The organism is Noviherbaspirillum saxi, from assembly GCF_003591035.1.
Classification (GTDB): Bacteria; Pseudomonadota; Gammaproteobacteria; order Burkholderiales; family Burkholderiaceae_D; genus Noviherbaspirillum; species Noviherbaspirillum saxi.
The window spans coordinates 947,208-960,135 of record NZ_QYUO01000002.1 but is presented as its reverse complement, the minus strand read 5'-3'; the positions used below and the strand labels follow the sequence as shown (position 1 = coordinate 960,135).

At 53.3% G+C, this 12,928-nt stretch carries 11 protein-coding genes and 1 pseudogene; 6 read left to right on the top strand and 6 right to left on the bottom strand.

Annotation, left to right across the window (positions count from 1 at the left end; translation table 11 throughout):
* Positions 1 to 148: 148 nt before the first annotated feature.
* Positions 149 to 1,594: a cytochrome P450 gene (locus D3871_RS20185; protein WP_119770846.1), complete on the bottom strand. Its 1,446-nt coding sequence runs from the start codon at positions 1,592 to 1,594 to the stop codon at positions 149 to 151.
* A gap of 292 nt (positions 1,595 to 1,886) precedes the next feature.
* Here D3871_RS20185 and D3871_RS20180 point away from each other — a divergent pair.
* Positions 1,887 to 2,225, top strand: a pseudogene (locus tag D3871_RS20180) (enolase C-terminal domain-like protein); the annotation flags it as partial.
* 141 nt (positions 2,226 to 2,366) lie between these two features.
* On the opposite strand, the gene D3871_RS20175 reads toward D3871_RS20180, so the two are convergent.
* A complete protein-coding gene (locus D3871_RS20175) occupies positions 2,367 to 2,846 on the bottom strand; it encodes a VOC family protein (RefSeq protein WP_119770844.1) in 480 nt (159 codons plus the stop codon).
* Between the two features lie 65 nt (positions 2,847 to 2,911).
* Positions 2,912 to 3,427 (bottom strand): hypothetical protein, encoded by a 516-nt coding sequence (locus D3871_RS20170; RefSeq protein ID WP_119770843.1) that lies wholly within the window; start codon positions 3,425 to 3,427, stop codon positions 2,912 to 2,914.
* A gap of 828 nt (positions 3,428 to 4,255) precedes the next feature.
* Here D3871_RS20170 and D3871_RS20165 point away from each other — a divergent pair.
* Together D3871_RS20165 and D3871_RS20160 are read left to right on the top strand one after the other, a co-directional pair.
* Positions 4,256 to 5,353, top strand: a complete 1,098-nt coding sequence (locus D3871_RS20165; RefSeq protein WP_119770842.1) for a serine/threonine-protein kinase — start codon at positions 4,256 to 4,258, stop codon at positions 5,351 to 5,353.
* A gap of 763 nt (positions 5,354 to 6,116) precedes the next feature.
* The gene (locus D3871_RS20160) at positions 6,117 to 7,475 is read left to right on the top strand and encodes an esterase/lipase family protein (protein WP_119770841.1); all 1,359 of its coding nucleotides are present in this window, start codon (positions 6,117 to 6,119) and stop codon (positions 7,473 to 7,475) included.
* A gap of 924 nt (positions 7,476 to 8,399) precedes the next feature.
* On the opposite strand, the gene D3871_RS20155 is transcribed toward D3871_RS20160, so the two are convergent.
* Positions 8,400 to 9,572 (bottom strand): IS91 family transposase, encoded by a 1,173-nt coding sequence (locus D3871_RS20155; protein WP_119770415.1) that lies wholly within the window; start codon positions 9,570 to 9,572, stop codon positions 8,400 to 8,402.
* Between the two features lie 3 nt (positions 9,573 to 9,575).
* A complete protein-coding gene (locus D3871_RS20150) occupies positions 9,576 to 10,424 on the bottom strand; it encodes a site-specific integrase (RefSeq protein ID WP_119770416.1) in 849 nt (282 codons plus the stop codon).
* 171 nt (positions 10,425 to 10,595) lie between these two features.
* Here D3871_RS20150 and D3871_RS20145 point away from each other — a divergent pair, with 171 nt between their 5' ends.
* The 3 genes from D3871_RS20145 to D3871_RS20135 are packed head-to-tail and all read left to right on the top strand — an operon-like array spanning position 10,596 to position 11,742.
* Positions 10,596 to 10,922, top strand: a complete 327-nt coding sequence (locus D3871_RS20145; protein WP_119770840.1) for a DUF6572 domain-containing protein — start codon at positions 10,596 to 10,598, stop codon at positions 10,920 to 10,922.
* A gap of 55 nt (positions 10,923 to 10,977) precedes the next feature.
* Positions 10,978 to 11,367 (top strand): hypothetical protein, encoded by a 390-nt coding sequence (locus tag D3871_RS20140; protein WP_119770839.1) that lies wholly within the window; start codon positions 10,978 to 10,980, stop codon positions 11,365 to 11,367.
* 60 nt (positions 11,368 to 11,427) lie between these two features.
* A complete protein-coding gene (locus D3871_RS20135; RefSeq protein WP_119770838.1) occupies positions 11,428 to 11,742 on the top strand; it encodes a DUF3630 family protein in 315 nt (104 codons plus the stop codon).
* Between the two features lie 481 nt (positions 11,743 to 12,223).
* Here the strand turns inward: D3871_RS20135 and D3871_RS20125 are convergent, their stop codons facing one another.
* Complete coding sequence (locus D3871_RS20125) at positions 12,224 to 12,832, bottom strand: HD domain-containing protein (RefSeq protein ID WP_119770836.1); 609 nt, start codon at positions 12,830 to 12,832, stop codon at positions 12,224 to 12,226.
* Positions 12,833 to 12,928: the final 96 nt, after the last annotated feature.

Sequence of the window (12,928 nt, the reverse complement as noted above, 5' to 3'; positions counted from 1 at the left end):
GTGCGAAAGCATCATATCGCGTTGCTCAACAACACCCTGCACACCCAACCTGCAGATGGGGCGACTCACTGAAGGGTGTGCTCGATGGCGGGTGAAACCGCATCTCCAGTACCAGCATGCGCCGCTACTAAATGATGGAAAGCTAAGTCTAGCTTCGTCGATCGGCTAATCGCATCTGTAAACCAACAGGAACCAGAGTAAAGCTCAATCGTTCCTCGACCGTGTCTCCATCAGTGGTCTGGACACTGTCAATATCGAAGTTATGAAGCAGCATTGAGATCAGCATCTTCATTTCTTCCAACGCTAGATAGCGTCCTGGACAGGTACGCGGGCCAGCGCCGAAAGGAATGGAAATCTTCCTATGCGTTGCCGGTGTAGCCCCTCCTAACCAGCGTTCAGGTAGAAATGCTTGCGGGGCATCGAAGTGCTCCTCATTCAGACAGCCCATTCGAGTAAGTAACATGACTAAGCTGCCTTTTGGAAGGGAGATGCCGGCCAGCACTGTGTCTTGGTTGGCTTCAGTGGCCATGATTGGGCCAACCGGTTTGAGCCGCATCGCTTCCTGAATACAAGCATCGACATAGTCGAGTTGACTCAATTGCTCATGCCGAGTTGCAATTGGTTCTGCGCCGAGCACGCTATTAACCTCCTGGCGTACACGCTCCAGCACTTGAGGACTGCAGTAGAGAAAGTGAATCAGCCAGGCAAGCGTATGGGCGGTGGTGTCTTCCCCGGCTAGCAGCATGGTCAGCATATTCCCAGCCAGTTCGCTTTCGGAAAGCTTACTGTCGTTCCCATCACGCGCCGCTATCATTGCCTCGAGCAGGTTGCTTGGCTGTTCATACAAACTTGGATTATTTTGCATGCGCTGACGAGCGGCGGCAATGAACCCAGTTATTGCGACGCCTACAGATTGCAGATCCTGGTCGAGCTTGCGATCCTCTGCTAAACGTATCCAGCGCCAGTATGGGATTGGAGCAAACAGCCTCTTCTGCAACATCCGAAAGATGTCTTGCAAATGTTCCTGGATGATTTCTTCCTTACTTTCAATAGTGTTTATGTCCGTTCCAAAGGCAAGGCCAGCAGTGATATCCACGGTATACCGCATCAGGTCAGGTTCGAGCTCGAATGCGGCACCGGACTCAGAAAAATTTTTCCAGCGCTGCTGCAACCGGCGTGTCGCTGTGTGAATTGCCGAGAAATAGGCCTTGACATGTCCTGGATTAAAGGCTGACATTATGAGCGGTCGCTGACGCTTCCACTGTTCTCCATTCGCGGAGAATAGACCACCCATGCCGAATCCCTTACTTATCATTTCCAGCCTGCTGGTGCGGCGGAATCCATCAGGGCGATCCTTCATCACTTGGCTTATGTCGTTTTGATTTGATGTCACTAGAAATGTTCTCGGTCCTAGTGATATGCGATAACGCTCGCCGTAAACTCGGCTCCACGCCTCAAGTTGTAAATGAATTCTGGAAGTTTTGATTTGCAGCGCATTCCCAAGAAATGGAACGCCTCTAGGACCGGGCAAATCTCTGATTGATCGATGAGGTGGTGCGAGCGATGATGGCTCAAGCATCGGGTTAGAAGCCATAAGGATCTCCTTTCTGGCAACGGCGAGCGGTCATGAACGTACCGACTATAGACATGGCCCAATCGTTGCTGTACCGACCTGTCGCGCCAACGTAGATAAAATGCGCATGGTGTTTCCTTTCGTGCCATTGATATCCAGGCCGTGGCATTTCCGTGGCCACGGAAAGTCAGTCTAGGAAAAATACCAGCGATTTTCATCGTTTCACGTACCGGCTTAAACAAGCACTTCTGACATAGCGCAACGGCCCCATGCTTAATGTTGAACCCGGCAAAAATACTTCGCGCTAGGCGAAAATTTTTACGGCCCACGACTGCTGTACCAAGCAGTGCGCGCGGCGGCTGGCGACTATGTCATGCCGGACAGGATGCGAATTGGTGGCGCAAGTGGATGGTTGCGGGCGGCTGGCATCGCAAGTGCCGCTGGCATTCCGATGTCGACACATTTGTATCCAGAAATAGCAGCGCATCTCATGCGGGTCACTGATACGGCTCATTGGCTGGAATGGCAGGACTGGGCCGATCCTGTGCTACAGGATCCATTTATCCTTGAGAACGGGTATATCAATATTCCGGACCGGCCTGGTCAAGGTATTGCATGGAACGAGAAGGCAGTCGCAAAGTTCGCACATTAACTTTGCGCACTTCTGTATGAGCACGGGCTTTCAGTCAAGAGCCATCCTACAACCCTTAACAGAACCGGTCGGTCAGCCATCCCCTCAAATCCGAACAGGAGAGAACGTGCGCGACACGCTCCATTCACTTGAGGATAGGTTTCAGCCCAGCCGTGCCGCCTCTATCGCGGCGATGTCGATCTTTTTCATGGTCATCATCGCGTCGAATGCGCGCTTGGCCGCTGCAGGATCGGGATCGGATATCGCCGCGATAAGGGCGCGCGGGGTGATTTGCCATGACAATCCCCACCGGTCCTTGCACCAGCCGCATTCGCTTTCTTGGCCGCCATTGCCGACGATGGCGTTCCACAAGCGGTCGGTTTCGGCCTGGTCGTCGGTCGCGATTTGAAAAGAGAAGGCCTCGTTGTGCTTGAAATGCGGGCCGCCGTTCAGCCCGACGCAGGGGATGCCGACGACGGTGAACTCGACCGTGAGGACATCGCCCTGCTTGCCGTCGGGATAGTCGCCCGGTGCGCGGAGGACGGCGCCGACAGCGCTGTCGGGAAATGTTTCGGCATAGAAGTTGGCGGCCTCAACGGCGCCGCCGTCGTACCACAGACAGATCGTGTTCTTGCTGGTCATTTCGTGTCTCCTGAGCCGATTAACGAATCAATACGACTGCAATTGTGCTATTGCGGTCCATGGGATTAAGTCTCAACTTTATGGTCTTCGGCCTTGGCTTGTTGCATAGCCTGTGGCTCGAGGTTTTCAGCAGCAATATTCAGATTGACGAACAAGCCCCATGCTGCAAGCAGTATGGCAGCTGCGATACCAATTGAAGCGGCTTGCGGCAGCAATTCAGGCGATTTGTGTATGAGCTGAAATACCGCGACCAGGCATTCGATAGACAACGACACAATGACTACTATCAAGAATCGTGACATGAAACGCCGTACGCGTGTGGGTGCACTCATACTGGCCGAACGCTGTACTTCCTCTTCAAGAATCGTCTGGCCAAGTTCGAATGCTGCCACTGCAATAGTAAGCAGTCCAATGCATTCAAGGATTTGAACAAAACGAGAGCGCATGGGGAGTTGAGCTAATGGATTGACCGCAAACCATAGTTCGATAGCGGCGAACACAATAAGTGAAACGCCACACAAAAAGAAAAAAAGGGTCGTCAGGATGTATGCGACAGCAAATATTTTTTGTGTACATTTCATTCTCGTACGTCCTGTTTGACACAAGCCGTGGCTCCTCTGTTAGTACGGCATGTCATCGAGATGTATGCACGGCGGATGGCTTATTTATCGAACTAAGATTAGCGCGAATACACAGTGGGGAATTGACAATTTGCAATAGTACTGCGCCATGTTGCTTATATTCGGCTGGCAAACTGGCGACAAGTACATCGCAGACATGAAGGAGCTTTCTCCTTAGAAGCTGGACAAGTTTTTATCGGCTGTGCGGCACCACATACGCCTTTCCATGGTTTTATCGGAAACGACGTTTTGGTCCTTTAGAAGCTGCTTTCAGGCAGCCTATATGTGAAGCGAGCCATAACCTGACGTCAGGTGGCTCTACCGGACCCTGCCTAGATTATCTGCGTCTGTCCGTCCTGGTAGGTTGCTTGCATCCACGTTGACCGTCGGTTTTCGGCTTGCCTGTAAGACCAGTTTGGAGTCGGCACCCGTGCTTGGCCAATTATGTATGGATGACCGTTTCATGACGATTACCGGCCGTTGAACGATATCATGTGTAGGCCTATAGCCGGCCATTCCCTGCCATTCATGCAGAATCTTGAAATTAGACAATTTCTGTAGGTCCGTTTACCTCAGCGATAGATTGAACACCCCCCTGTCGCCTGTTACATTGCTTAGTTTGCTGGCACCGCTGATCGTGTATATTTATATAAGAAACAACGCATAGCCAATTCACTAAGGCTACGGGCCTGTTTACCGTTGCCGTTAAATACCGGATTCCAAGTTAATCAGGCGTTCTGCAATTTATAACAAGTTGAGCATCTTAGAGACGCAAGCCATAGAACGCAGATGAGCGAACTGATTAAATTTCTGTCAACGGGATCAATAATCGCAATCGTCATCAGTGCTGCTATCGTCATTCTGACTGTCATCGTCACGGTGATTTACGTTGTGGCTTTTGCACAGGGCCGGAGCATCTCGTTTTGGCCTCCTTCTATCGGTGAACGTCCAAAGGCACTAGTAAACCCGCTAAACGGGGGCGAAGACATGGTGTCATCGGACGCTTCGACCACTGAAGCATTTCCCAGCCCAGTCGTCGGTCGGGGCACAATTCTCGACGGCGCTGCCGGTAAAAAATACCGCGTTTCGTCGGCTTTTTTCGGAGGCACAAGAGCCACTCTCTACAAGGCCGAGGATCCGGGCGGCCACACGGTCCTGGCAAAGGTGTACTGGCGTGGACTTACGCCAAACTCACCACCATGGGAACTCTTCCAACAAGAACAACGCAGCGCGGAAATTTTGACACATCGGAATATCGTGCAAACTCTGGACCGAGGTCTACGCATAGGATATCCCTTCACGATCCTTGAATATCTTCAGGGCGGTTCCCTACAAGATTGGCTGAGAACCCATAACAGGTTGCCTGGACGCGACATCCTTTCTATAGCCTCACAGATTGCCGAGGCGCTCGACTATGCGCATTCGCGTGGTGTGATTCACCTCGATGTGAAACCTGGCAATGTACTCTTCGAGTCGAATCCAGAAGGCCGCGTCGCATTGAGCGACTTCGGAATCGCAAAGATTCTAGGCGCAGTAGAACGTGTCATTACCGTTATTCCTAGGGAGTTCGCGGGAACCCCGGGTTACCTTGCGCCGGAACTAATAGTGGGAATGCCGCCAACACCTCAGGCAGATATATACAGTTTCGGCATTGTCCTGTTCGAGATGATTTCAAAGGTAATACCGTTTGATGACACTCGAGAGATCCTGGCGGTTCTTGAAGCTAAGGTAAATAAGGACGCGCCCGACATTCGCAGTTTTAGACCTGACGTGCCCAACGAGATTGCGGAACGACTCGCACAGGTGCTCGCGCGGGACCTATCGCTGCGTCCGGCCACGGCTCATGCTGTAATATCTGGCATTGAGGAGCGAATTCGAGAGCTATAGGTCTGCACACGAACGTTGAACGTCCGCTTCGGAGCAAAGCGACAGGCAGTTGTGGGTCGAACACGGGCATATCACTAACGTTTGACAACGGCCGCAACGTAGCCAAGAGCGGTCAATTACGCTAACCCCGGCTTCTAGCCCCAACCGTATCCATAAGCGGTCAACATTCCTAAAGGAATGGACTTTTCAAGTTTCAATTGTCCATTTCAAATTCGGAAAAGGAATATTGATGACCGTTACACCTTCTTTCGGTAATTGTCGGATTTGCGTCACCTATAGAAATCAACGGTCTAGAGCGCGAGACTTTTCACGTTTCAATTGTCGAAAGCACTATTGGTTCCGACAATTGAAAGTCGAAAATGGACAATTAATGTTGAAAATTTTTGGTGACAAATATCGCTTTTGACGCCATGCCATTGACAGCTTCGATCGATTCGGTAAGTCACCCATTGAAGCCGATGGCCACCGGTCAATCTGCTGCTGAGTTCGGCCAAAAGCAGACTTCGATGGCCACTTGCTTCAAGGCGGCGGCGGGCGCTAGAGCGTAAAGCTGGAGAAGTCAAGGACGTCAACACCATGTCTGGCAATTTGACCAAATCCATCGCCGGCGCTTACTATATGTTCAAGTTTGTCGAATGTGCGTACCACTTCTTCGCTTAGATCTCGCTCGAAAATTCTTGGCCGCGCTGTCGTCGACGAGCCTTGCAGGCCGTCACGCTCGTTTCCTGGCCCATGAGGCCGGTTGCCACCAAGGGGCAGATGGATGGACCCGCCATATGTATTCACGCTGATCCATGGCACTTTCAGGCCGAAGGCCGCGTGGACTCAACCCGGCTCAAAGCTTCGAGACTTTCTGGAGGCCCGCTACCCAGGCTGTGTCATCACGGCTCCGGAATGGTCGGGCATCAACACACACATCGGGCGGCTGAAAGAATCGGAGAATATCGGCAATTGCTTGCTTGATCAGCATCAGCGGCATCCCGCTGCAAAGCACTTCGTCATCGCGCACAGCCATGGTGGAACGATTGTCCTTCATGCATGTGAAGACGAATCAGTCCGACAGTCGTTAAGCGGCGTCATCACACTCGGCACCCCCTTCATTCACTCCCGGCGCCGAGACTTACGAGGACCGATTCGGTTGTTCAAGGAAATCGTCAAGCTAGGTCGAAACCTATACCTAATGTGGCTGTGGGCAATCACTCTTCTTTTTTTGGGAGTAGTTGCCTTCATTTATGAGATTGCGAATGTGAATGGGCGTTTTTCTTCTAGCGTAGGGACAGCAGTTACGGTTGTATGTCTCGTCGTGTTCATTGGAATACTGTTCATCTCCATTAAACTACGCCTCAAGAAGAGCATTTTGCATGCGGTGATAGCCGTAGCCTTTAAAAAGGTTCGGGCCAAGCAGCGACGACTTTACGTCTCCATGCGCGAGCCCTATCGCTTTGTGCGGGACACCAGGCTACTAGCCGTTTCCGTTGATCTTGACGAAGCACGCATGCTTTTGCGAATTCTGCGCGGTTTTGGGGGACTCGCCCATTTCATCCATGACGTCTTGTCCTACGCCATTCGGCCAGCCGTCTATATTTCCTTCTTGCTCGGCTTCGCTGTGCTTCTAAAACGCATGTATTTATTCTATGCGAAAACCCCGAATGTAGTGGAATTCTTGATGCGTTCAAGCTTCGGGATCGCCAAATTCCAATTGTGGGGATTTTTTTGGATAGCCATTTTGTCTTTATTGCTTCATGGGTTGATGATTGTCTGGCCCATAGTCAGGCTTCATCGCTACGGCTATGGTGAAGAGTCCTTTTGGCCTAATTGGTTGTTGGATATTCATGTCAGGAAGTCACCCGGGCTTGGGCCAAAGTGGTCGCTAAAGAAAGTACCAAGTCAGGTCAAGTTCGGACGTCACAGCTTTCTCTACAACGATCCCGTCGTTATGAAGGCAGTTGCCGAGTGGATCGAATCGCCGGAACTGTTTGCTACAGTTAGCAGCCCCGAGCAAACATTGGGCAAGCGGCCGTCTGGGTCGATGGTAGTCCGCGTGGTATCTTGGATTTTGCTCGCCGCCCTCGCAGTTTGGCTGTGGCTTGATCCGATTCAAATTTATCACATACACTCCTGATAGGACTGGCAGTCTCCTTGTTTACCCTCGCGCTGCAAAAACTTCCAGAGCTAATTCTTCTGCGGAACGAAGCCGAAAAGCTGCGTCAGCTTGCCACTCCGAGTGCTCAGACTACCGCTTTGGGTCGATCACGGGCACATGCCTAAAGTAGGACAACGGCCGAAACATGACCGAGAGCAGCCATTTGTGCTGACACCGGACTTCTAGCCCCAACGGTATTGTAGGAAGGTCAACATTCCGAAAAGAATGAAATTTTCAAGTTTCAATTGTCCTTTTCAAATGCGGACAAGCATTACTGGTGACCGTTACAGCTTTTTGCGGTAAATGTCGGATTTGGGTCACCTATATAAATCAATGGTCTAGTGCGCGAGAATTTTCGAGTTTCAATTGTCGAAAACAGTCGTGTGGTTCCGACAATTGAAACTCGAAAGTTTCGGGAAAACGGACAATTGCAGGGAGCGGTCTACATCCAAACGGCACTCATCGCCGGTGCAACCATTGGCGTCGCCCTGGTGTGGTGGCGAGTCGATCTGAACAGGCTCGATGGTTCAGTGGCCGGATTCGTTCGTAAAGCCGCCACTTCCAGCGGCCAATCTACAGGCCTATAACGAATAGAGTTTATCTGTCGCTCCAGCAGCGTCAGTCAAGGGCTGCGGCGCGGCAGCGGCAGATAAACGCTGTTGGACTGAACCGCCAACTTCGGCGGTGGTTAGGGGGATTGTAAGCCGGGCGGGTGTTGGTTTGGCAAGGGAATCCGGTGCCGGCCGACCATTTCTCTTGTTTGATACATCTGCCGACAAGCAGGCAGATGTCGATGGCCTCCGGCCGTGTGTTGATCGTGCCTTGATTTTGCCGGACCGGACGAGCCCCGCCCTGGCAACGTCGCTTGCCATCCCAAGGGGTGATGGAATTCTTGGGCAGCATTCATGGCGGTCCTGTCGAGCAAGCATGCCACCGGCTGGGCGCGACCACTTCCATCAATCGCATTGCGGGCTGTCCGCAATGCGGGCAGCAAGCCAGCGCCTGTCCGGTTACCCTGCGCAAGAACGCATCGACTGTTTCAATGATGGCGGCGTCTGGTTCGGGCGCTGCCAGTGCCTGCCGGCATCGCGCCAGCTGCCTGTGCTTGTGAACGCTGGCGAGAATGCCGTAGTGCCGGATGCGCTTGAATCCCAACGGCAGTACATGCAGCAGGAAGCGGCCGATGAACTGTTGTGCCGGCAGGCGCTCTATGCGCTTCTTGCCCGGATTGGCGTTGTCGCGCACCCGGAAGGCGACGGTGCCATTGGCCATGCTGACCAGCCGCTCGTGGGAGATGGCAACCCGATGCGTGTAGCGCGCCAAGTACTCCAGTACTTGAGCCGGACCGCCCAGCGGCTGCTTGGCGTACACCACCCAGTCGTGCCGGCGTAACTCGCGCAGCAACTGCCGCCATGCCGCGTCGCTGGTGTTGGCATCCTGGTTCAAGCGCCCTTGCTCGCGCGCCTGGGTAAGCGCATCAATGAACTTCCCGCGAAACACCTTCGACAGCGCCTTGACCGGGAACAGGAAGCCGCGACGGCTGCTCACCCACTGCCCGTCCGGCGTCAATGCACCACTTGCAACCAGTGCATGCACATGCAGGTGCCGCATCAGGCTCTGCGACCAGGTATGCAGCACCAGCGAGAACGCGAGCTTGCCGCCCAGCCAGCGCGGGTTGCCGCCGAAGGCGGTCAACGTGGCGGCTGCCGACGCGAACAGGATGTCGGTGATTGCCCGGAAGTGATGGCTGGCCACGCCATTGAGCGCATGCGGGATGGTAAAGACCAGATGGGTGTAAGGCACCGGCAGGAGTTCGCGATGCCGGTTCGCGATCCATTGTTCCTTGGCGCGTGTCTGGCAGCGCGGACAGTGGCGGTTGCGGCAGGAATGATAGACGTGCCTGGTCGTGCCGCAGGCGGCGCATTGGTCGACATGCCCGCCCAGGGCCGGGGTACGGCAGGAGACGATCGCACGCCATGCCTTGGCTTGCGATCGGGCGAGCGCATGCGTGGCAAGGTAGCCTTGCCCGTGCAGGCGGAAAATATCGGCCAGTTCGGTGCGGCCGCAGCCGGCCACGTTCTACTGCTTGTTCTTCAGCGCCGACAGCAGGTCCAAGGGGGAGTTGGTCTTTGCCTGCTGCTGCCGCAGATGCAGATAGCGTGCCGTGGTCGTGATCTTGTCATGACCCATCAGGCGCCCGATGGTGTGGATGTCGACGCCGGCTTCCAGCAGGTGGGTGGCGAACGCGTGCCGCAGGCTGTGAATGCCGCCCACCTTGTGGATGCCGGCGCGTCGTTTGGCGCGGTAAAACACCTTCTGCGCCTGCGAGACATCGATGGGGCCGCTGCCATTGCGTTTGGCAAACAGCCAGTGCCGTGGCCGCTCTGCCCGCCAGTATTGGCGGAGCGTTTCCAGCAACGCGGGTGACAAGAGCGAATAGCGGTCGCGGCCTCCCTTGCCGCCTTCGATACGCAGCATCATGCGTTCGCTGTCGATGTCGTCTACCTTCAGCGCACAAGTCTCTGAAACCCGTAGCCCTGCCGCGTACGTCGTCATCAGCAGGGCACGGTGTTTGAGCAGCAGGCAGGCGTCCAGCAGGCGAGCGACTTCATTGGGCGACAGGATCTCCGGGAGCTGGGCGGCGCTCTTGCGGGCCGGGATGCAGCAGTACGTATCAGGCTGGTGCAGCGTGGTGCGGTACAGGAAGCGCAAGGCGCAGGCAGCCTGGTTGGTGCTGCTCCAGGCCAGCTTGCGGTCCTCGATCAGGTGCAGCAGGTAGCACTGGATCTGGTTCTGGGTCAGGTGCGCGGGCGACTGATGGTAGTAGTCGGCAAGTTGCTCGACCACCGCCAGATAGGTCTTCTGGGTGCGTTGGGCCAGACCGCGCAATTGCATGTCGGCGATCATTTGCTGACGAAGCGGGCTCATGATGCTCTCCTCGAATGAACCGGGAACATTCCCAAGTCCAGCGTAGGAGACTTGCTCATCGAGCACGATCCTTCGTTGCGCGTCTTGCCACCGCGCAGCGGTTTAGTTCAACATGCTATTTGATGCCCACGCTCCGCGTGGATCAACCTGAACGTTAAACATCAACAAGCGATGGCTATAGAAGCAACAAATGAGGTTGACGCCGTAGGAGTCGACAAAGCATCAGACGAAACGGTCTTGACGATTATCGATTCCCTGGATTGGGATAACGTGAGCGACCATCTTTATCTGCTCCAAGAGAAATTGAACGCCTACCTTGGCTTCATCGAGTCTGGCGAGCTGGCGTCGGCCTATCCTGGCTCGGCTGGTCGCAAGTGTAGGATCGATTTGATTCTGCGGTTCACCCTACCTCCTGCGGCCGTCGCATCATTTGAAAAGATTGGGACGATTACGAAAGACTACGGCGCGCCATTTCGCTGGGAGGTTGCAAATGTTTAACATGACAATGAACTTCGACGGCTGCGCCGCCTGTTGTCCAGAACGTTAGGCAAACATGGACACATTAAAAGTCATCGATGTTCGACCATACACACCCGGCGACGAGTGTGCGGACGTTCTATTGCGAAGCGCGAAAGATGAAGCCACGGCATTTTGCCATCTGTGCAATGTAAAACCTGGCGACATCATTTCTAATCGTCTTTCGACACTTGATGGCGATGTACGGTCGGCATTTCTGTCTGACTGGCCGAGCGAGATGAAGGAAGCGCATTCATCTGAGTACCTTGAAAAGACGGGTAACTACTCCTATCGTGGGCGGGGCCAAGTTATTGATCACGCCGAAGGGTTGGTAAGAGTACAGGGTTTCGTCATTGACTTCGGTAGCGTGCCTTGCGACGGGATCGTTGATTTTGAGATTACAAGACTCGACCTACGCGATGCCTAACATGTGCATGAACCGGGGCGCATCTCGCGCCCGTTATCCGAAACGTTAGGTAGCTTAGCTATGAACAACATACGACTCCTTCAAACTCCCGAGCGTCTGGAACTGCAAATTTCTGATGACTCAGCCTGGGGGCTGTTTGATGAAATCGCCAGCGTCCTCCAACGGGAATTTAGCGGCTCATGGGGTGAGCAGGTTGATGGCATTGACCAACGCTACTGGGATCTAAAGATCGAAAAGGTGACGCTTACACTTCATCTTGAGCATTATTCAGGGATCACGTTATTTCCGTCCTCTGCTGAATTAGACAAAGTCGCTTCAGGCATTCTTCTTGAGAAAGCACACAGGTTTCTTACGTCTTATGACCCCGCTGTCTAACTCCCCATTCGATACCCACGCTTCGCGTGGATCAACCTAATCGTTAGGCATCCTCACATGAAGCTATTACGAGAAATTGTTGGCAGGAGCTTCACCATAATAGCTATCGCCATGATGGTCATTGCTGCTTTGTGCATACCTTTATACGTAGGATTCATGGTTATATGGCTTCATGCACCCTTCCTACAAGTGCTATTGGTTGGAAGTGGAGGGGCAATCGTGATACTTGGAGTTGCTTGGATCCTGAATAAAATTGGAGCGGTTGTACGAAGGTCTAATTGTGAGACCTAACGTGGTATTCGACGCCGACGCACCGCGCCAGTCAACCTAGAACGTTAGCCGCCGGCAGTGTGCGGGAGGCCTACTACCGGGTGCGGTCAGAAGCGGACAGTCCCTTTGGGGACGGGTCGAGTCGCTATAAGCACATCTTGCCGAAATAAAGTACGCGCAGTGAGTCATTCATAATGTCTTGCCCTTGTGCTCACCTAGTTTGCCTCGACATTCCCGACGCTTGCCCTGCAAAGTGTTGGGTTACCCACTGCTCACACACGGTCCATAGCAGCGGTGCACCTCTTTTAATGACGGGACCATACCGGGAGAAAACCTGTTCAAGTGAAACACTGTTCTCTGTCCAGGTTCCTCCACCGGTGAATACATTTATAAGGAGAGGTTGAAAGCGATCAAGCGCCTTCGCAAACTTCGCGTCCTCTGTCTCTCCACGCTCAAATTCCTGCCATAAAGCCAGAAGTTCGTTGCCTTGTTGCTGTGGCAATAAGCCAAACAATCGCGCCGCTGCTCTAGATTCTTGTTCAGCCTGCAATTCGCTTGAAGACCCACTATGGATTGGAAAATCGCCGACGTCTATCTCGACGACGTCATGCAGTAAGAGCATCTGTATAACGCGATGTGTATTGACAGTTCCGCAGGCATACTCATTCAGTAGTAAGGCATACATCGCTAAGTGCCAAGAATGCTCGGCAGAATTTTCTTTCCGACTTTTGTCGAGCAGCGGTGACTGCCGTACAACGGTTTTCAGTCTATCGATTTCTCTTAGAAAATCTAACTGCTTTTCCAATGCTGTTAATTGCATAATTTTTTGCATCCGAATGTGACTTGATAGTATATACAACGGCGGTGGCGACAGCCTTCTTCAGATTGACAGTCCCATTGCCTTCGTAGCTCGATA